This is a genomic window from Rummeliibacillus sp. SL167 (genome assembly GCF_007896505.1).
GTDB classification, from domain to species: Bacteria; Bacillota; Bacilli; order Bacillales_A; family Planococcaceae; genus Rummeliibacillus; species Rummeliibacillus suwonensis.
This window is the reverse complement of sequence record NZ_VCBM01000003.1, coordinates 1-19827: the sequence shown is the minus strand read 5'-3', so window position 1 is coordinate 19827 and position 19827 is coordinate 1. Positions and strand designations below refer to the sequence as shown.

18 protein-coding genes and 2 riboswitches are annotated in these 19827 nt (G+C 35.8%); of the genes, 10 read left to right on the top strand and 8 right to left on the bottom strand.

The window, feature by feature from the left end:
• Positions 1 to 72: 72 nt before the first annotated feature.
• Entirely contained in the window at positions 73 to 1113 is a 1041-nt protein-coding gene (locus tag FEZ13_RS13470) for a bifunctional glycosyltransferase family 2/GtrA family protein (protein ID WP_222434426.1), read from the bottom strand.
• Between the two features lie 5 nt (positions 1114 to 1118).
• Positions 1119 to 2060: a phosphodiester glycosidase family protein gene (locus FEZ13_RS13465; RefSeq protein ID WP_146553121.1), complete on the bottom strand. Its 942-nt coding sequence runs from the start codon at positions 2058 to 2060 to the stop codon at positions 1119 to 1121.
• A 228-nt stretch (positions 2061 to 2288) separates the two neighbouring features.
• On the opposite strand from FEZ13_RS13465, the gene FEZ13_RS13460 reads away from it, so the two are divergent.
• From FEZ13_RS13460 to FEZ13_RS13445, 4 genes are all read left to right on the top strand, one after another.
• Complete coding sequence (locus tag FEZ13_RS13460) at positions 2289 to 3542, top strand: MFS transporter (RefSeq protein ID WP_186725922.1); 1254 nt, start codon at positions 2289 to 2291, stop codon at positions 3540 to 3542.
• Positions 3543 to 3620: 78 nt separating this feature from the next.
• Positions 3621 to 3766: riboswitch (cyclic di-AMP (ydaO/yuaA leader) on the top strand.
• 120 nt (positions 3767 to 3886) lie between these two features.
• A complete protein-coding gene (locus FEZ13_RS13455) occupies positions 3887 to 5716 on the top strand; it encodes an APC family permease (RefSeq protein ID WP_146553119.1) in 1830 nt (609 codons plus the stop codon).
• 150 nt (positions 5717 to 5866) lie between these two features.
• Positions 5867 to 6289, top strand: a complete 423-nt coding sequence (locus FEZ13_RS13450; protein ID WP_146547799.1) for a GyrI-like domain-containing protein — start codon at positions 5867 to 5869, stop codon at positions 6287 to 6289.
• Positions 6271 to 6576 (top strand): hypothetical protein, encoded by a 306-nt coding sequence (locus FEZ13_RS13445; RefSeq protein ID WP_146547800.1) that lies wholly within the window; start codon positions 6271 to 6273, stop codon positions 6574 to 6576. The genes FEZ13_RS13450 and FEZ13_RS13445 overlap by 19 nt, the downstream gene beginning before the upstream one ends.
• Positions 6577 to 7274: 698 nt before the next feature.
• Here FEZ13_RS13445 and FEZ13_RS13440 read toward each other — a convergent pair.
• Positions 7275 to 7526, bottom strand: a complete 252-nt coding sequence (locus FEZ13_RS13440; RefSeq protein WP_146547801.1) for a hypothetical protein — start codon at positions 7524 to 7526, stop codon at positions 7275 to 7277.
• 213 nt (positions 7527 to 7739) lie between these two features.
• On the opposite strand from FEZ13_RS13440, the gene FEZ13_RS13435 reads away from it, so the two are divergent.
• Both FEZ13_RS13435 and FEZ13_RS13430 read left to right on the top strand, forming a co-directional pair.
• Entirely contained in the window at positions 7740 to 7967 is a 228-nt protein-coding gene (locus FEZ13_RS13435) for a hypothetical protein (RefSeq protein WP_146547802.1), read from the top strand.
• A gap of 914 nt (positions 7968 to 8881) precedes the next feature.
• Positions 8882 to 9754 (top strand): DMT family transporter, encoded by an 873-nt coding sequence (locus tag FEZ13_RS13430; RefSeq protein ID WP_146547803.1) that lies wholly within the window; start codon positions 8882 to 8884, stop codon positions 9752 to 9754.
• A gap of 307 nt (positions 9755 to 10061) precedes the next feature.
• Here the strand turns inward: FEZ13_RS13430 and FEZ13_RS13425 are convergent, their stop codons facing one another.
• The 4 genes from FEZ13_RS13425 to asnB form a co-directional block, all read right to left on the bottom strand.
• Positions 10062 to 10499, bottom strand: a complete 438-nt coding sequence (locus FEZ13_RS13425; protein ID WP_146553118.1) for a GNAT family N-acetyltransferase — start codon at positions 10497 to 10499, stop codon at positions 10062 to 10064.
• 180 nt (positions 10500 to 10679) lie between these two features.
• The gene (locus FEZ13_RS13420) at positions 10680 to 10994 is read right to left on the bottom strand and encodes a DMT family transporter (RefSeq protein WP_146547805.1); all 315 of its coding nucleotides are present in this window, start codon (positions 10992 to 10994) and stop codon (positions 10680 to 10682) included.
• Positions 10994 to 11332 (bottom strand): DMT family transporter, encoded by a 339-nt coding sequence (locus tag FEZ13_RS13415; RefSeq protein ID WP_146547806.1) that lies wholly within the window; start codon positions 11330 to 11332, stop codon positions 10994 to 10996. Before FEZ13_RS13415 ends, FEZ13_RS13420 begins: the two co-directional genes overlap by 1 nt.
• Before the next feature lie 52 nt (positions 11333 to 11384).
• Positions 11385 to 11483, bottom strand: a riboswitch (guanidine-I (ykkC/yxkD leader).
• A 217-nt stretch (positions 11484 to 11700) separates the two neighbouring features.
• A complete protein-coding gene (asnB, locus tag FEZ13_RS13410) occupies positions 11701 to 13539 on the bottom strand; it encodes an asparagine synthase (glutamine-hydrolyzing) (RefSeq protein WP_146547807.1) in 1839 nt (612 codons plus the stop codon).
• A 230-nt stretch (positions 13540 to 13769) separates the two neighbouring features.
• Between asnB and FEZ13_RS13405 the strand changes: the two genes are divergently transcribed.
• The 3 genes from FEZ13_RS13405 (at position 13770) to FEZ13_RS13395 (ending at position 17359) form a co-directional block, all read left to right on the top strand.
• Complete coding sequence (locus FEZ13_RS13405; protein ID WP_146553117.1) at positions 13770 to 14699, top strand: 1,4-dihydroxy-2-naphthoate polyprenyltransferase; 930 nt, start codon at positions 13770 to 13772, stop codon at positions 14697 to 14699.
• Positions 14700 to 15009: 310 nt separating this feature from the next.
• Complete coding sequence (locus tag FEZ13_RS13400) at positions 15010 to 16377, top strand: MATE family efflux transporter (RefSeq protein WP_146547809.1); 1368 nt, start codon at positions 15010 to 15012, stop codon at positions 16375 to 16377.
• 121 nt (positions 16378 to 16498) lie between these two features.
• Entirely contained in the window at positions 16499 to 17359 is an 861-nt protein-coding gene (locus tag FEZ13_RS13395) for a putative RNA methyltransferase (RefSeq protein WP_146547810.1), read from the top strand.
• A 112-nt stretch (positions 17360 to 17471) separates the two neighbouring features.
• On the opposite strand, the gene FEZ13_RS13390 is transcribed toward FEZ13_RS13395, so the two are convergent.
• Positions 17472 to 17948, bottom strand: a complete 477-nt coding sequence (locus tag FEZ13_RS13390; protein ID WP_146553116.1) for a VanZ family protein — start codon at positions 17946 to 17948, stop codon at positions 17472 to 17474.
• 215 nt (positions 17949 to 18163) lie between these two features.
• Between FEZ13_RS13390 and FEZ13_RS13385 the strand changes: the two genes are divergently transcribed.
• Positions 18164 to 19045, top strand: a complete 882-nt coding sequence (locus FEZ13_RS13385; protein ID WP_146553115.1) for a DUF7662 domain-containing protein — start codon at positions 18164 to 18166, stop codon at positions 19043 to 19045.
• The last annotated feature ends 782 nt before the right edge of the window (positions 19046 to 19827 follow it).

Genomic DNA, 19827 nt, shown 5'->3' with positions numbered 1-19827 from the left:
TAAAACTGCATTATCCTTGTCAAGGTAGAAAAGGTGGTGCAGTTTTGTATTGACAAGGGTGATCTAAAACATTTAGTCGTGAAAAACAGCTGGATTCTTGAATATAACTTTTTTCTGTATATAAAAACTTATTGAAAATAAAATGATTTCTGTCAGTATTTTGCTTATAAAAAGTGATAAGTGAACCCCTGATGTAAAGGCTTTGAGTAAAAGATAGTTTATACAAAGGATAAGGACCACTAAAACATAATAGTTCAACATTGATTTTGAAAGAACAGGGCGCCTTTCGTGAAAAACGAGATATTTGTTAAAAATATAATTACATAATGAGCTAATGATACGAGCGCCGATAACCGAAAAAAGTAGATTGCTAGTGAACCAATTTAAAACAAATAGCATGACAAAATCTATGATTCCACAAGAGAACGAGGATAACGCAAATTTTAAAAGAGGTAAATATATTCTGATCGAATCAAGAATTGGACGAAAATGGCTATCATTATTGTTATTTTCATAGATTGTTTTAATAGGTACACTATAAATTTCAAAACCTGCAGATTTTGCTTCTAATAATTGATTCATCTCGTATTCATAATGATCGCCTTTCACTTGGACGAGCCATTTAAGCAGAGTGTTTGAAAAACCTCTGAGTCCGGTTTGAGTATCCTCTAATTGATGACCAGATACAACAGAAAAAATGGCTTTTGTCATTTTGTTGCCAATTAAACTTTTTAGCGGAATAGTACCTACAAACTCTCTGCATCCCAGTACAATTGTTTGTTGATGAGTTGAAACAGCTTTTGCGACTTTTTGTATGTCTTGCCAAGAATGCTGTCCATCGCAGTCTGCACAAACAATATTTTCCAATGGATAGTTCGTTAATATATATGAAAAGGCTGTTTTTAGCGCAGCGCCTTTGCCTTTATTGATCGCATGTGCGAGTACTGTACATCCTTTCTGCTGGGCTCTCTCAAAAATATTACGACAGCTTTTCGAACTCCCATCATCTACAATAACTATTTTGTAGAAACTATTTTGATGGATTAGTTCAACTAATTGTAGCAATCGTTCATTGGGCTGATATGCAGGAATGACGATAATCAGCTGAATCACCTCTTCTAATTGATATAGATAATATCACTAACACCGCGTTCTTCGTGTTTTCCGAGAGGGTTATTGACCACTCTACCCATGAAATACATTGTTGAAGAACCACCTCCGTCAAGATTATAGGCATCCGTACAACCTAGGTCCTCAAATATTTTTGCGAATTCATCTAGTGTGAAACCATCACTATAATTGTGATTTCTGCCATCAACAACTATAAAAACAAAATGGTTAGGAGAAATAATTCCAATACCTGTTCGTGGATTTGAATCTTCAATAGAACGATTTCCAAAATTCTTATCAATACTTAATTTTCCAAAATCCTTAGTCGTTTTAGAGTTTTTCACGAGTATTGGTCCGAATGAGAAGGTTTGTGTTACACCACTAGAAAGTAGTTCTGATGCGGATGTATCAGTTTCTTCATATGTTTTCATCGAGCCATTTTGATACAATGCGAGCCCAGTTCTTGCTGGCTGATTTCGAAATATTTTGCTGTTGCGAATGGTGATTCCATCATCTCGGAATCCGTAATAGTCCCCATTTATAGCGAATATAGCGTTATTTTCTTTAGCGATATCTGAAGTGAATTCAATAATATTGTTGCCAAATTGATTTTTAACAAATGCAGATTTTAAACTACTCGCGTCTTTTAGTTGAACATCAGCTACAAAATAGGTCGTTTTGTGCCTTGATGCGCTGGTAGTTCTTTTTTTAATGGTAATTTTCTTGGAGTCACTTGCATAACTCCAATTATCTGCTGTAAAGTCTTCTGCGTATTGATTTGATTTGGTAGAAGTGTTATTGGTGATGGCATTCTTTACTTCTACATGCTCAATGAAATAGCGATCTGCTAATTTATATAGAATCATGCTTATTACCACTAAAAAGATGGTGAAGTAAAGAAGAATTTTCCGATGGCTAATCCGTTTCTTTCGTACTTTCAACTTGGACATCCTCTCGATTATATGTTGGAAAAGTAAATGTGTTCCTAAGTCCTGATGCGGTATGTACTTTAACATTAATGCTAGAATATGTCTGATATATGTCGAGAGGAGAGTTTTATGGATTTAGACTAAAAAACAGAGTATGATTGCATTTTAAATAAGTGATTTTGAAATTTACCATGTATTTAGTAGTGTTACAGAATAAGCTATGTGGTTTCAGAGGAAGAAGGTTAAATGGTGTTAGAAGAACGGAAAAATCAGAAAGCAACTCGAAATCTCTATACTTTTTTGGTTAGTAAAATGATATCCTCTGTAGGGTTTGGAGTTTTTAATTTTGGTATTAGTTTATATATTTTATCTGTAACTGGTTCTGCTCTAAGTTTTGCAACGAATATTGTGTTCAATGTACTGCCAAGGGCACTAGCGGCACCTTTAGCTGGTTATGTAGCGGACCGGTTCTCAAAAAAGCGTGTTGTTGTGGCGAGTATGGCGGGCATCACTGTATCTGTGGCTGCCCTTATTGTCTATACATTTATGTTTGGGTTTTCAGTATCAGCCATTTATACGATTACAGCCATTTTCTCAACCATTGGTGCATTTAATGGTGTGGCCTTTTCTAGTGCACTTCCTAACCTTGTTGGGAAACAGCGTTTACAGAAAGCGATGTCTTATAACCAAGTGTCTTACTCAATAGGTTCTATTGGTGGTCCAGCGATCGGCGGTATGATGTTTGGCTTTGTTTCGATGAAAGTATTTTTATTTGCAATGATGATCGCTTATCTTATTGCATTGTGTTTAGAAGCTACGATGGATTTTGCTTTATATGAAACAAAGGTGAAAGTAAAAAAAGAATCCGTACTCACAAGTATGAAAGAGGGCTTACACTATTTAAGTGGCAAACCTCTTGTGAAAACATTGCTAATGGTGACTCTATGTATGAATTTTTTCTTTTCAGCCGTTAGTGTAGGACTTGTCTTTGTGCTAGTTCAAAAGTTAGGAGTCCCTTCAAATCAGGTTGGCTTGATCGAAGGCTCTGGAGCAGTTGGCATGTTGGTCATGTCCCTCTACCTATCGTCTAGAAGCGATTTACGATCACCATTATATTTTGCTAAAAAATCAGCATTTACCATGTGTATCATAGTAGCCTGTATTACGCTTCCCTTATTTTTTTCATTAAGTAGTCTACATACATTTATCTTTTATATGCTTTTAATGGTTTTGTTCTCTGCGCTTGGCGTCTTAGCCAACACTCCAATAGGGATTGTCATCCAAAATGTTATTGATGATGAATATCGTGGGCGTGTTTTTGGTATTATTGAAACGTTGTCTGTAGGAATGGGTCCCATTGGTTCAGTTATATTTGGTGCATTATTTGATAAGATGGATGCAAAAGTCATTTTCATCTGTACGAGTTTGTTTCTTTTGTTATGTATAGCATGGCTGATGAGACCATCTAGAATCGGGTATGATTATGATGAATTCATTTCGTAAAAAAGTCGTAAATACTCTTTCTTAAGTATTTACTTTTTCAAAAAATGGGAGTAGTATGGTTTCACAATTAAGTTTCATATTTCTAAATCGCTGAAGTAAATACACGGGGGAACCAATTCTGGATGTATAATTTATATCCTTGGGGTGAATCCTTTTGAAGAGGGTAGGGCTACTCATGGTCCGAATCCGACAGCTAACCTCGTAAGCGTTATAGGAGAAGAAAAATGGAGCTTGCTGGGCAAACCTAATATGTCTACAAGTCGTTTTTGTGATGGCTTGTAGATTTTTTCTTTTTCTCTCAGCTAGAAGTACGAAACACATTTTTTTCGGAGAAGGTGTTTTAGTTGAAATTTTCATTCAAAAGAATGTTAATAGGTAGACCATTAAAGTCTACAGAGTTAGGAGATCAAAAGCTAAGCAAAACAAAGGCACTCGCCATTTTATCTTCTGATGCATTGTCTTCTGTTGCTTATGGACCTGAACAAATATTAATCGTCCTAATGGCGTTAGGTGCTGCGGCTTTCTGGTATTCTATTCCGATTGCGGCTTTTGTTATCGTGCTCTTAGTAGCCTTAATCCTCTCTTATAGGCAAGTGATTTTCGCATATCCACATGGTGGTGGAGCCTATGTAGTGTCAAGGAAAAATTTAGGAGTGAATGCGGGTCTAGTATCAGGTGCCTCACTATTAGTCGATTACATTTTAACAGTAGCGGTTAGTGTGTCAGCAGGGACAGACGCAATTACATCAGCATTTCCTGCATTGCATGCCTATAGTGTAGAGGTGTCAATTCTATTTATCCTGATTCTAACCATTATTAACTTACGAGGAATAACCGAATCGGCATCTGTATTAGCTTATCCTGTTTACCTCTTTGTTGCCTCTTTACTTGTGTTAATTATCGTTGGCGTCTATCGGATTATGACAGGTCAAATATCGCCAGATCTTCATACAGCAATTGGTACACCTGTTGCAGGGATTAGTTTATTTATCTTGTTAAAAGCTTTTGCCTCAGGCTGTTCTGCTCTAACAGGGGTAGAAGCGATTTCCAATGCTATTCCGAATTTTAAAGAACCAGCACCGCGTAATGCTTCTAAAACTTTAATCGCAATGGGGATATTATTGGCTATTTTATTTTCAGGAATTGTTTTTCTTGCATATTATTTAGGAATTGGCCCAAGTCCAACTGAAACCGTCGTATCACAAATTGCCAAGGAAAGCTTTGGCCATTCTATACTTTATTTTGTTATTCAAGGGATGACGGCACTTATTTTAGTGCTTGCAGCTAATACCGGGTATTCTGCTTTTCCGTTACTTGCCGTCAATCTATCGAAGGATAAGTATATTCCAAGGATGTTTCAAGTTCGAGGGGATCGTTTAGGTTATTCAAATGGCATTATTTTCTTAGGGGCATTTGCGATCCTCCTTATAATAGTGACACAAGGTTCAACAGAAAAATTAATCCCCTTGTATGCAGTTGGGGTATTTATCCCATTTACATTAGCGCAAACAGGTATGATGGTGAAGTGGTGGAGAGAAAAGCCAGAAGGCTGGATTGGTAAATTTGCTGTTAATACAGTTGGGGCCTTTATTTCTTTTGTGGTAGCTATGATTTTCTTTATCACCAAATTTGATCATGTTTGGCCAGTTCTTATCTTTTTACCAGCACTCATTTTTATTTTTCATCGTATTCAAAATCATTATAATTTAGTCGGTGAACAGCTGCGAGTGGATAAATTGAATAATGTGCTGCCAACTATCGATGGTAATGTTGTATTAGTACCTGTAGGAGGTATTAGTAAGGTAGTGGAACATTCGTTAAGCTATGCAAAGCTACTAAATCCAGAACATTTAATCGCCATTTATATAGCATTTGATAAAGAAGAGATGCATGCATTTGAAGAAAAATGGAAGAACAGATTTCCAGATGTAAAACTATTGACGTTATACTCACCATATAGAAGTTTAATATCGCCACTAACAAAAATAATCGATAAAGTCGAACATAAGGCAAAGCAGGAGAATCGTCAAGTTTCTGTTGTTATTCCACAATTTATCCCTAAAAAAGGGTGGCATAATATATTGCATAACCAATCTAGCTTGTTGATCCGTACGGCTTTGTTATATAAAAGGAATGTAGTTTTAATCACAGTTCCGTATCATCTTACGAAATAATACCGATATTAATATAAATGATTTGCTCAGGCAGTTCATTCCCCACTTATCCTCTCTGCTTGTATCTAGAATCTTGAAGAGAGGATTTCATTAATACATGATATTTAAAAGAGTGTCATCTTAAGATTATTGTTGGAATGAGGTGATGAGATGTTTGCGCGATTCGAAGAGATTGATGGCTTTATCGTAAAAGGATACGCAATAAACAATGGGCAGCATGCAGATGTTCCGATGATAAGGAATAAACTGAAGCAGGAACTAGACAATATGCATGTATGTCCTAAAACTACGTATGGTGTATATACATCAATGGGTGACGAAGGTTTACATTATGTAGCAGGAATCGTATCCCATATGGTTAAAGAGTTAAATGCTACTGATCAGGTACTGGTTGCAGCTGGTCGTTATCTAGTTGGAATCGTGGAGCATGGTATTGAAGATATTCCAGCGAGCATTGAAGCATTACTAAATGTTAAAGGGATTACTTTTCGACACGCGCCATGTTTTGAAAAATATCTTTTTGGTGAAGAAGTAGAGCAAAATGAGATTGAAATTTGGGTACCTATTCAATAGTTTTTGAACTGTCCCAAAAGTGGTATGTAGGCATTTTGATTCCAGATTGTTCTGCTCAATCAATAGAAGCAGCAATACGCCTTTTTAATACGAAATTACCAAAAGATGCTATAAAAACAGTCATAACAGATTGTGACAAAGAGTTTAGCTGTTACAATCTGTTAGAAAAGGATTTGAACATCCAAGTGTATTTCGTAGATCAGATACCTATTTTTTCTAGCAACGTGGCAGTAGCGAAAATGGAAATGGCTTACTACGGAGTTCTTTCCAAAGAAAACGGATTTTGATACCTTACGGATATAATCCCAGATCGCCTAATCAACCACCTTTTTTATTTAAATGATAATGTCACACAATAATCAATTAATCACCGCCATAAAGTTGCAAGATAGTACTCTTTAAAGGCCCTCAATTAAAAAAAGATTAACTCTTATGGACAAGTTGCTGCACTTTGTAATCTTCGGTAAACCCTTCAGGTGTTATATTACAATATCTAGAAATTATTTTAGTGTCCTAATATCCTCGACCGTTAGATGCTCTTGATCAAAGCATCTTTGTTTGTTCTCGTTTATTTACATAAGTATTACTAAACAAATCATATACCGATTATTACACATTAACTCTAAACGTAATCGCGTTTTATTGTCCTTTGAGTTATAAAGCTTATTCGCAGATGCTTGACGACTGTCCTCTTAATGGTTATCTTCTTCTGATAATGTTGTTGCCATATAACGCCCTTATAAACAAATAATTCTACTATCAGAGTCCTATCTACCTCCTTCTTTTTTGGACATAAAAGGTACCCTCTTTTTGTTCGAAATGTACTTGAAATTGCTATTCTAAATATTCCAATATGTGTAAAAATATAATTGAAGGATATTCAATGCTCCCAATTATCTTTACCGGTTTTCAAGCAATCTAGTAATTCTTTTTAGCTATGTTCAGAAGAAATTACTAGTTAAATAATAGAAATCTATACATATTTTTAAATCCTAAATTTTTTCAAGATATATCCACCTGCTACAAACGTTTGAACTGTTCTAGGTGTTAACTTTAAAATCCAAAATATTGCTGAAATAGTGGCAATGGTTAAATAATAGACTTTTTCACTATGTCCATTTTCATCCGTATCTTTTAATTTATCTAGGTTTAATAGCACTATTACATAACCTAATACAGGTATAACAATACAGAAAAAATAAATCCAAAATGTTTTCAAATACCATGGTTTTTTCATATTTTGTAAAATTCCCCTTGATTTTATTTGAATATAAAGTATAATTAATTTTGTAAAAAATAAATTATTTTTCAAATTATGGAGGTAAAGTAATGAAAAAGGTTTTAGTAGTAACATTAGCAACTACGTTAGCAAGCCCCTATAGTATCTCAAGCTGATACTGATATTAATGAATACAAACAACAAGAAGAACAACAAACATTAGAAAAAGAATTGGAAAAAGCAAATATTACACAAGATGATATAATTCTAGGTCTACAAACAGAATTGAATAAAAATTACATAGAGCAAGAACCTCAATTCGCAACTTTTGGTGTAAAATCACAGGCAGCAAAAGTTGCAGGAAAAGCAATGTTGAAAAAGATAAAATCTATAGGCTCAACTGCTTGGAACAAAACAATTAGTGAATATGTTGATAAATTTCAATACCTCAATTCTTAAAGAATCTACATTTTGTAGATTCTTTTTTATCAATAAAAATAAAATAGAAGTAAATAAATGTTTGCTCTTTTGTCTCTATATTTTTCAAAATACGGTTATAGAGTTTGCGATTAATTTATAGAAAAATATATTACATACTAGAATATATCACTTGTTTTGTAATAAGTAAAACAGTATTTTCCTTATATGGAAATAAAATAGTGGGTTGGTGTGTAGGTATTTTTATTCCAGATCCTTCTACTAGATCAATGGAAGCACAGTCCCCCCTCTTCATATGAAATTACCAAAACACTATGAAACAGACATAATAGACCATGATAAAGAGTTTAGTTGTTACAATGTGCTGAAAAAGAATAGAATATCCAAGTACATTTCACAAAGCCTGTGTTTCTGATAACATGGTAGTAATGGAAATGCCTTGGATGGAAAACAGCACACGGGGCTTTCGTGAGCAAATTGTTGCATTTAATTTGATAAATCATTATATGAAAAAGCCTAGTATAGCTAGTATAGATGCTATTTCATCAGCATCTGTACTTTTTGTGTTTATCTTGATTCAGCAATGTTTTTTGTACAGAAAGCGTAGCGGCAGGTACAGAAGACCCCCCCTCAATAGGTGGTGAGATGAATGCTTGTTTCTCCTCATTCAGCGGGTGTCACGAATTTTGAAGAGGATTTCCCTCGCAAGCTCGAAAAAATCTGGATCCGTAATTGATCCAGAATAAAATAATATGTGGAGCAGTAAAAAAGTAACCGGTTTTGTATAAGCTGAATGGGTTATTCTATAGATCAATGATAACAAGATATTTCCTAAAAATCTTCACTTATGAGTTTTGCACTTTTTTAGAGGTTGGTAGAAAAATGTTATCATCTAGAAATCAAGAAATAAGGTGTTATTAGAGAGGAATTTGAGATTGAATGTATCAGCGATGTTGAAAATGACACTCGCGATGGCCATTTTTGGATCTATTGGATTTTTTACAGTGAATACAGGGATTCCTTCAGAAGAGTTGGTTTTCGTGCGTTGTATTTGTGCAACACTATTTCTTGGGGGGATGTGGTTTTTCACTGGTAATTATAAAGTAGAAAAATGGTCTCGTAGAGAAGTTTTCCAAACCATGATTTGTGGTGTTTTTCTTGTTTTGAATTGGGTGTTTTTATTTAAAGCCTTTGAAGAAATGTCCATTTCAGTGGCTATTTCTATTTATAATCTAGCCCCCATTTTTGTACTGATTTTAGGAAGCCTTTTTTTAAAAGAAAAAATGTCGATTGGTGCGATTATTGCGGTAGTTATTTGTTTTGTGGGGAGCGTTTTTATAATTGGCATGAAGCAGTTTGCGTCACTGACTGTTTTGTTTAATTCGGGTTTTATATGGGCGATATTTTCAGCGATTTGTTATGCGATGACGATGTTTGTTGGAAAAGGTATCACGCAGTTAAGTGCATATGCTATGACTTTTATACAGACAATTGTTGGGATTGTGATGTTGTTCCCGATTATGAATTTTGGTGTGTTCCATGGATTGACTGGATGGAATTGGTTTTATATTCTTGGAACAGGATTGGTACATACCGGTTTTGTGTATTATTTATTTTTTGATAGTTTGCGTCATTTACCGACGATTGTTGTTTCGGCATTAGTGTTTGTAGATCCGGTCGTTGCCATTTTACTTGATATTGTTGTTTTAGATTTTAGGCCAACTGTATGGCAAACACTTGGGATTTTCCTTATATTTGGAGGGATTATTTATACTTTAGTGAAGCCAAATAAATCTTTAAGAGAATAAGTATGATATATGCAAAAGTTTTGGACTCTATAGATCATTCGATAAAAACAGCTGGGGAAAATGATTTTTTTCATCCAACTGTTTTTAATCTTTATCCCGCTTTAACGGGCAGTAAGACCCCCATCTCAAGATTTAGAGAGAAACGAAAAAGATAGATGGGGGAACAACTGCCCGTAAAAGTCCGATTGGTTCGGGCCAACAGGATGTTGGTCACTCAGGTGTTGCCACAGGACGTGGCGCTTTTAACCTGAGTTCCTTTGCTTCAGTGGGGGATGAAGAAAACCCCCACTGATGGAGTTTCACTTTATTATTTAAATGATTTTACCATTAATACATGTTCGATACCTGCATCTAGGAAGACACCAGATTTGACTTCATAGCCCAATTTTTCATAAAAACCTTGTGCTTGTATTTGACCATCTAGTTTTACTTTGGAAGCACCAAGTTCTTTCGCTTTATCTTCTAAGGCTTGTATGATGATGCGGCCAATGCCGTGTGAACGATATTCTTCTAGTACAGCTACACGTTGTAGTTTGCCGATACCATCTACTAATCGGACTCGACCTGTCCCAATTGCTTGATCTTCGTCTGTTGTGACTAGGAAGTGATAGCATTCTCCACCAAGATGATCGTAGGAATCAATTTCCTCTTCTTTGGGAACTTTTTGTTCTTCTACGAAAACTCTTATACGAATGTCGAATTCTCTTTGTAAATCTTCCTGTGTTGTAATTTCGAATACGTTCATGAATTTCTTCCTCTCTTATTAATTTGGATGCTTAGGTTATCTTTTGAAAAAAGCACTTGTTGCATATTATATATGAAAAATTTTAAAAGTAGAATAATAGAGGCTTTCAGCTATCATATTTGTATAAAATGAAATATTCTTATCAAGGTATTGATTATCCAATTTTATTTGAATTTTGTATTATGAAGTAATTTTTAAACCTATAGTAGCGATCAAGATCATGGTGATAAATACAATCCGTTTCCAATCCTTCGATTCACCAAAAAAGAACATACCAATGAGTGCGCCGCCAGAGGCACCGATGCCTGTCCAGACGGCATATGCAGTTCCCATAGGAATGGTATTCATTGCATAAGACAATAGGATGAGACTGAAACCAAAGCTGATGACTAAAAAAACAATAGTAGAGATAGATCTCTTCTCTTGCCAACGGTTCATCATAGCCACACCAAATACTTCACAAAAACCAGCGAGAATAATTGCTAGCCAAGCCATTATGCCTCACCTTCTTTTTGTTTTTTTGAAGTGACCGTTTTTAATCCCATAACACCCACTAGTAAAAGTATCAGTAGCAAGACTTTAACAATACTTATAGATTCATTGAAAAAGAAAATCCCCACGATAACAGTCCCAGCAGTACCAAGTCCAGTGAAAACAGTATAAACAGTACCAACAGGTAAAAAACGATTTGCTAGCAATAAGAGATAGAAGGTTAAGCATAAAGCTAGAATCGTTGCACTCCAAGCCAAAAGATTGTGAGAATGCTTTAACCCTATAACCCATAAAATCTCAAATACTACCGCCAATAAAACAATCGACCAGTGTTTTTTCATATTACATCACCCTTTCGACATAAAAAAACTAGGAGATTACTGATAGACAGTGATCTCCTAGGCTTTTATCCTTCCGTGGCATAGCATGTAGCTATGTGATTTCTCTTGGACCTGACCAAGCTATACTTGCGGAACCCTAGAAATCATAGTTGCTATTAAGTTGACTTTATCTTAACAAAATGAATAACAGGTTTCAACTATTGGAGTATGCTTCATCCTTTATGAACAAGCAGTAAGCCCGCACATCAAGTCCTTCATAACAAGCACAGCGAATAAAGAAGAGAACAATGTCTTGTAAAGCCCAATTCCATTCAACGAATATTCAAATGGAAGATGGAGAAAATTTCCCAGTAAGTAAGTTCATTTTATCAATGGACCACATTGATATTGTATTTTTCAAACCATATATGAGTTTGGATTAAATAGGCAAGCAGCTGCGGACCGGTCATTAATTGACCAAACCATGGTGCTGTAAAGGATGAACCACCTGATTCAATAAGCGCCTGTAGTTGTTTTTTGTCAAAAAGCTCAAGAAGTATGGAGTTCTTATTTTCCAAAATCGAAGAGAGCCATTTTCCGACCCCTTCTGCATAGGCAGGGTTATGCGTTTTAGGATATGGATTCTTCTTGCGGTATAGTACTTCTTTCGGCAATACATCTTCCATTGCTTTGCGTAGAACACCTTTCTCCATATTTCCGCAATTTTTGATTTCCCAGGGAATATTCCACACATATTCGACAAGATGATGATCGGCAAAAGGCACTCGTACTTCAAGACCAGCCCTCATTGTAGTGCGATCTTTACGGTCGAGCAATGTCGGCATGAACCAAGTCATATTGAGGTAAAATAATTCTCTTCTCTTTGCATCAGCAGGTGACTCATCTTCTAAAGTAGGCGTTTCTTTTATGGCTACTTCATAAGCCTGTTGCACATAATCTTCAATCTCCAATTTTTGTCGCCATTCAGGTCTTAATAGATGGATCCTTTCTTTTGTAGAGCGCATCCACGGGAATCCTTCTGTTTCTTTCGCAAAAAACCAAGGATAGCCACCAAAAATTTCATCCGCACATTCACCAGATAAGCCGACTTTGAAATTCTTTTTAATCTGTTTACTAAACCATAATAGAGAAGAATCAATATCGGCCATACCAGGCATATCTTTGGCATAAACAGCTTCTGTCAACTCGTTTATAAGAGTTTCTTGTGGGATGATTTCTGAATGGTGTATAGTCTGGAAGGTTTCAGACATTTTCTGGATCCAGAAAGTATCATCTGATCGTTGGAAATCATTTGCCTTGAAGAATTGAGCATTGCCCTCGTAGTTAATCGAAAACGTGTGAAGAGGAGATTTGTCAGTTCCTTTGAATTTATTTGCAGCAATAGCTGTAATAATACTTGAATCAAGTCCACCAGACAAAAATGTGCAAACAGGTACATCCGATACGAGTTGTCGTTCTACGGCGTCAATAACGTAATTTCGAACTTTTTGGACTGTATCATTGAAAGAATCTTCATGTGCTTTACTGGTCACATTCCAGTAGCGACGTATTTTTAGACCGTTTACGTCGTATTTTAGAAAATGTCCTGGGCGAAGTTCTTGGATATGTTTGTAGATCGTTTTGCCAGGTGTATGGGAAGGACCTAAACCGAATAGTTCAGCTAATCCTTCATAGCCAACAGTTGCGGGGATATCAGGATGGGCAAGCAATGCTTTTATTTCTGAAGCAAACAATAACTGGTTTTGCACCTCACAATAATATAAAGGTTTTACGCCAAGTCGATCACGTACTAGGATTAGACTGTTTTCTGTAGAATCCCAAATGCCAAAGGCGAAAATACCATTGATTTTGTCGACACATTGTTCGCGCCATTCGATATAGGAAACGAGCAAAACTTCGGTATCAGAAGTTGTATGAAAGTGATACCCTTTTTGTTGTAATTCTTTTCGTAAGTCATCTGTATTGTACAGCTCTCCGTTATACGTAATCGTATAATGATGGCCTTCTTTTTCATAAGTCATCGGTTGTTTGCCGCCCTCAAGGTCGATGATGGCTAAACGTTGATGCCCAAAAGCGATAGGACCATCACACCAAATTCCATCTGCATCCGGTCCTCTTTTTTGTAGTGTATTTGTCATTGTATGTAATAATGATAATTGCGTTGTTAGGTCTTCTTTCAAATTACACCAACCTGTAATTCCACACATATGTTCACATCCTTATTCATTTTCATTCTGCATTATATGTAAAGACGATGAAAAAGGAGCATAAATCAAATCAGGTTTCAAAAAATTTATGAAAATATAGTAGTGGTTCGATGCCAGTGTAAAATTTCAATCAGCGGAGTTCGTCGTTAAAGAAGCATTTTTGGCATGGATGAAAAAAATCAGTTAAGATAGAATAGTCGTTGTATATAAAGATTGAAAGGAAGTAAATGATGAGTAACGATCGTAATCAGCAAATAGAGGAGATTAGTAAAGCAAAGCTTATGTGGCAATTGACACGACCACATACATTGACAGCAACATTTTCACCAGTCATTTTGGGAACAGTTTTGGCTATGTTCGATGTCGAGATCAATTGGTTATTATTTACCGCGATGCTTGTATGCTGTCTATGCCTCCAAATTGCTACAAACTTATTTAACGAATACTACGATTTTAAACGTGGTTTAGATACAGCTGAATCTGTGGGGATCGGCGGTGCATTAGTACGTCATGGCACAAAACCTCAAACGATATTAAATTTTGCTATATTATTATATGCAATTGCTGTTGCCTTAGGCGTTTATATTTGTATGAGTAGTAGCTGGTGGCTCGTGGCAATTGGTGTTGCAGGTATGGCAATTGGCTATTTATATACAGGCGGGCCATATCCAATTGCATATACACCATTTGGTGAACTATTTGCAGGACTTAGCATGGGTGTTGCCTTTATATTAATATCTTATTTTATACAAACAGGGAATATAAATATGACCAGTTTCCTTGTCTCCATTCCTGTAGGGATTTTGGTTGGCGGCATTAATATGTCTAACAATATTCGAGATATTCAAGAAGATACAATTGGTGGTAGAAAAACATTGGCAATCCTTCTAGGAAGGGACAAAGCCATTCATGTTTTAGGGCTTTCTTTTATCATCGCATATGCATGGATGATCGTTTTGATTGCTACAGACGTTGTAAGTCCATGGTTATTGGTAGTGTTTGTTAGCATTCCAAAACCGATAACAGCCATCAAAAGTTTTAAAGAGGGAGAAAAGGAACCTATAAAACTTGGACTAGCCATGAAATCCACAGCCATGACGAACACATTTTATGGTTTACTTTCTTCAGTAGGGTTGATTTTAAGTTACTTTTTTGCATAAAAGCTTAAAAGTTGTTGAGAAGTTTTGTTTCGTATTAACGGGCAGTAAGACCTCATTTCAAGATGCAAGCCAGGAGTAGAGAATAAGTGAGGGATGAACTGCCTGTGCCTGTAAAAGCCTGATGGATTCTACTAACACACAATGAGGAGGAAGAAAAAACCCCATTGTGTGAAAGATTTACTTTATATTTGCATCTATTTAAATTCGTCGGAAAATCGGCGGATTTTTTTCATATTCGATAGCATCGTAGAGCATGATGTGATACGATACATTTTGTTTCAAAATATGAAAAAGAAAGATGGGCGATGATATGGGACAAGTAACGAAGGAATACCATGCTAAAGAAAAATTAAGCTTATTCCATTTAACATGGCCAATTTTTTTAGAAGTATTTCTATTTATGTTGATGGGTCTAGCTGATACTTTTATGTTGAGTGCTTTGGCAGATGATGCAGTAGCGGGTGTAGGTGCGGCCAATCAATTTATTCAAATCACGATATTAATATTAGAAGTAATCGGTAATGGTGCTTCGATTGTTGTGGCACAATATTTAGGCTCTAGAAGATATGAAGAAGTTCCTAAAATTACGGCTGTTGCTATTACGATGAATCTTGTTATTGGATTTGTTTTAAGTATGCTTTTTGTATTTTTCTCAAAGCAAATGATGATGGCAATGAATTTGCATGGGGATGTATTGAATTATGCAGATAAGTATTTAGTCATTATTGGTGGAGGGATCTTCTTACAAGCATTGATCAATGCAGCAGCGGCTATTGTGCGTGTACATGGCTGGACGAGACAAACCATGTATGTATCTGTTGCGATGAATGTATTACATATTACAGGTAACTATATTTTGATCTTTGGTAAATGGGGTTTTCCAGAGTTGGGTGTGCAGGGGGCTGCCATTTCTTCCGTTATTAGCCGCGCCATTGCCCTTGTGATATTTTTCTGGCTTCTGTATCAAGCATTGGAATTTCGTATCTATTTTAAATATTATTTAGCCTTGCCAAAGGAATATATAAAAAAGATATTGGCAATCGGCATACCTTCAGCCTTTGAGCAAGTCATGTATCAAGGATGCCAAATCGTATTTATGTTTTATGTTACTTTTTTAGGTTCTGAAGCTTTAGCAGCAAGACAATATGCTTTCAATATTTCCATGTTTACCTATTTATTTGCTGTAGCGATTGGTTCTGGAACAGCGATTATTGTGGGGCGATATGTTGGTGCTAATCGCAAAGATGATGCTTATCAGCAACTATGGAGTAGTGTCAAATGGGCCATTACGTTTACGCTTGTGATGGTTGCATTCGTGATGATTTTCCGCTACCCATTAATGCGGCTATTTACCGATAATCCAGAAGTCATTCAAATAGGGGCCTCTGTATTGCTGCTAAGTATTTTATTGGAAACAGGTAGAACTTTTAATATCACGATTATCAATACTTTGCGTGCAACAGGTGATGCGAGATATCCTTTGATTATTGGTTTCTTTTCAATGATTTGCATGAGCCTACCACTTGGTTATTTCTTAGTTTTCCACTTACATCTAGGACTTGTCGGAGTTTGGCTTGCGATTGCCGCGGATGAGTGGTGTCGCGCGATTTTGGTATTTTTTAGATGGAAGAGTCGTAAATGGGAACGCTATGCACTTGTATCACCCAATAAAAACTAAAGAATTTGTATGAGGTATAGAATGATTAACTCTTTTGGTAAACGCTATGTTAAGTATATTTACCAGGATATGTGAAGCTCAGTGTATACTAATGAAAGATGAGTCTAAATGAGGTGTTTTGATGGGACTATCAAGAAAAATAGCAAGTGCTCATTATATGACAGAACAGCAATCCATCTTTGCCTGTCCTGTTTGCGGTGAGAAAATGAAAATAACTGATCAATGTGTAGTAACCTGTGAAAATCATCATACATTCGATATTGCCAAACAAGGGTATGTCAATTTCATGACGCATCCAACAACATCAATGTATGGAAAAGATTTGTTCGAAGCTCGTAAACAAATTATTGAAAGTGGACTTTATGCACAGCTGCATCATACAGTAGTAGAATTGTTACAATCATTTGGACGGGATATGACAGTTTTAGATACGGGCTGTGGGGAAGGATCACATTTAGCAAAAATTAAACAACAATTTGAAAAAACAATGGATCAAAAAATGGTCGCCGTAGGAATTGACATTGCAAAAGAAGGGGTTGTTGCGGCAAGTCGAAATTATGAAGGGATGATTTGGTGTGTAGGAGATTTAGCCAAGTGTCCATTTCAAAAATCCAGTTTTGATGCCATTTTAAATATTTTATCACCAGCAAATTATACGGAATTTAAGCGGCTTTTGAAGCCAAATGGATGGGTTGTAAAGGTAGTTCCACAAAGTGGTTATTTATATCAATTGCGAGAATTATTTTTTGCAGATTCCGATAAAGAGTCTTATTCCAATGCCCGTACAGTAGACCGATTTAAAGAAAACTTTAGCGATGTAACGATAAAGCGTATTACGCAAAAAGTTGTGATCCCCCAGAATCTTGTACCAATGCTAATGCATATGACTCCGATGGGATGGCATCAAACAACCGATATTGACCAGACTAAAGTGAAAGAAATAACGATTGATCTGGATATATTAGTGGGAAAATTGTCATAAAAACACTGTCTGGATCGGAACATAAAGACTGTAGATGAAACATGAATATTCATTCAATATTCGTATCTTTTCTATAACTGCATGATGAATTATGAAAAAAGCCACAGAAGATTCAATTGAATTTCTGGGGCCTTTTTTGTATGAGCAATCTAATACATTGAAAGATTACTAAAAAAGTAGTAGCGCCTGAAGTATCTAGCAAGACATCTTGAAGGGAAGCTGAACGACCTAGCGTAAAATATTGGTGAGTTTCATCGATCGTTGCTAAAAAGAATGTCAGTAATATAGAAGTAACTATTCGATATTTCAATTTAGGAAATGCCACATAAAGTGCCACTCCTATTGCACCAAATGTAACGAAATGGGTTGCTTTTCGTATTAAAAATTCCAAAAAATAATAGTAGCCTCTAGAATCTACAGACATATTTATCCCATAATATTGAAAATGTAATTTAGATAAAAGCGGTTTATATGGTTCATTTGGAAAATAGTGTTGCAATGTTGGAACGATTGATTGTTGCTCATACGTTTGACCGGACGAGATAAAAATAGCCAACAATAAGAGTAGAAGTGGTATATATTTTTTCATGAATCAAACATATCATACTTGATAAAAATTTTCATGAGTTTTGTGATGAGAGAGGTCTTTGATTGCTTTATGTAAAGGGATTTCATCTAGTTCCTTTCAACATCACTTACTCTAACAGTAGCCATAATTTGATAAAATGAATATTTAGAATTTTTAGAACAATTTATGTTATAATAAAAAAATCTAGAATTTCCAAATATGAAGGAGTAATTTAGATGGCTGGATATACCCTGCATGGAAAGTATTTTCCCCTGTATGAATATTTATCAAAGCAAAAAGAAAGACATATCGTACTCACATTTGAAGAGATCGAAGAAATTTTACATGCAAAATTGCCGAAATCTGCTTATAAGTATCAGGCATGGTGGGGAAACACAAGAAGTGGCACTTATGTACAGGCAGCTGCGTGGATTGAAGCAGGTTTTCGTGTTGATCTTGTTCAATTTGGGCGCTGTGTTGAGTTTGTAAAAGTATCCAAGGAAATTTTGACGAAAAAAAAGAATAAGGTTATGAGAGAAGCACTTACTCCAAAAACAACACCAGTAGAAGATACAACGTTCACAGAAATGGAATCCTTCCATAGAATCACGCAGAAGATGGATGCGGCTCAACAATTTTTTAAGAATAATAGTTGTCGCCATTTTTCGGAGGAATCTTTAGTGTCTCAATTTGAAGTATTTTGCCAATGGAGACGAATTTTTGGGAAAATCGAACAAGATGTTAACTATTTAGCAACACAATTAATGCAGGCATTTTTACTAGAAAAATATCATTTAGAATCCATTCATTGTCATATTAAACAACAAGATGAATATACTTTTATATTTGAAGAGCAGGCATCAACAGGAGAGAAAATTGCAGCGATTTTAAAAACTACTCCATTAGCTTTATCTTCGGACTTTGCCCCTAGTCAACGAAGTATCTTTTTGCAGGATTGCCGTTTGTTGAGCAGAATGGATGCAACTATACAATATTATTTTGTATCAGATGAATGTACCTTTAATATTATAGAAAAAAAGTATAAACAGTATCTTGGAGCGATCCAACTTATTCTATTACCAAAAGCGATTGCTGATCAGCATTCACTGCATGCATAATGATTTCTTTAGGAAATTCATCTAACTAAAGGAAAGAGGTGTGGCGATTGTTCAAAGCTAAAGGGCTACCATTTTTTATGGTTTTAATTGCTATAGGTTCTCTTAGTATCACATTTGCAGTAACAAAGGATATACCGCTCAGTATGCAATGGATCTTGCTAATTATCGGCACTTTACTAAATATTCTTAGTTTAATCGCACTCATGATCTTTCTTACAAAGGAGGCTAATGATAGTTAACAGTAACTGATAAAATGAAATTTCATCCCCCTTTAATGGGCAGTAAGATACCCATCTCAAGATTTAGAGAGAAAAGGGGAAGAGAGATGGGGGATTAACCGCCCGGAAAAATCTGATTGGTTTACTAACCATCTGTGGGGGATGAAGAAAACCCCCACTAATGGGAGCTTCACTTTACCCCTTCATCCAGTGAGAGTCTTGCTGCTCGTTAATATGAGATCAAGGCAAGGCTATCAATCATTGTTAGAAAGAAGGGATATTGATGATCAAGTCCATTCAAATCTTAAATTGTTTGGGTGGACGGCACCTGAACTTAACTGATATTGATGATCAAGTCCATTCAAATCAGTTGAAGCCCAACTATCAAGTTGATTAGCTGCATAAATTAATTTCATAATTCATTTTCTTCTTGGAAAATATGAAACTTTAATAATGACTAATTTTAATAGCTGTGGAGCGGAAGACGGCGACTCCTACGGGAAAAGCTTGAGCTGAAAGCCCCGCAGGAACGTAGTGACGAGGAGATTGAAGCCAAGCCCGTGG

Excerpts from the sequence above, each read along its gene's own strand:
- FEZ13_RS13405 (WP_146553117.1), top strand. The coding sequence starts at position 13,770 with ATGAGTAACGATCGTAATCAGCAAATAGAGGAGATTAGTAAAGCAAAG.
- FEZ13_RS13395 (WP_146547810.1), top strand. The coding sequence starts at position 16,499 with ATGGGACTATCAAGAAAAATAGCAAGTGCTCATTATATGACAGAACAG.
- FEZ13_RS13390 (WP_146553116.1), bottom strand. The coding sequence starts at position 17,948 with ATGAAAAAATATATACCACTTCTACTCTTATTGTTGGCTATTTTTATC.
- FEZ13_RS13420 (WP_146547805.1), bottom strand. The coding sequence starts at position 10,994 with ATGGCTTGGCTAGCAATTATTCTCGCTGGTTTTTGTGAAGTATTTGGT.
- asnB (WP_146547807.1), bottom strand. The coding sequence starts at position 13,539 with ATGTGTGGAATTACAGGTTGGTGTAATTTGAAAGAAGACCTAACAACG.
- FEZ13_RS13425 (WP_146553118.1), bottom strand. The coding sequence starts at position 10,499 with ATGAACGTATTCGAAATTACAACACAGGAAGATTTACAAAGAGAATTC.
- FEZ13_RS13450 (WP_146547799.1), top strand. The coding sequence starts at position 5,867 with ATGTTTGCGCGATTCGAAGAGATTGATGGCTTTATCGTAAAAGGATAC.
- FEZ13_RS13385 (WP_146553115.1), top strand. The coding sequence starts at position 18,164 with ATGGCTGGATATACCCTGCATGGAAAGTATTTTCCCCTGTATGAATAT.
- FEZ13_RS13415 (WP_146547806.1), bottom strand. The coding sequence starts at position 11,332 with ATGAAAAAACACTGGTCGATTGTTTTATTGGCGGTAGTATTTGAGATT.
- FEZ13_RS13400 (WP_146547809.1), top strand. The coding sequence starts at position 15,010 with ATGGGACAAGTAACGAAGGAATACCATGCTAAAGAAAAATTAAGCTTA.
- FEZ13_RS13465 (WP_146553121.1), bottom strand. The coding sequence starts at position 2,060 with ATGTCCAAGTTGAAAGTACGAAAGAAACGGATTAGCCATCGGAAAATT.
- FEZ13_RS13440 (WP_146547801.1), bottom strand. The coding sequence starts at position 7,526 with ATGAAAAAACCATGGTATTTGAAAACATTTTGGATTTATTTTTTCTGT.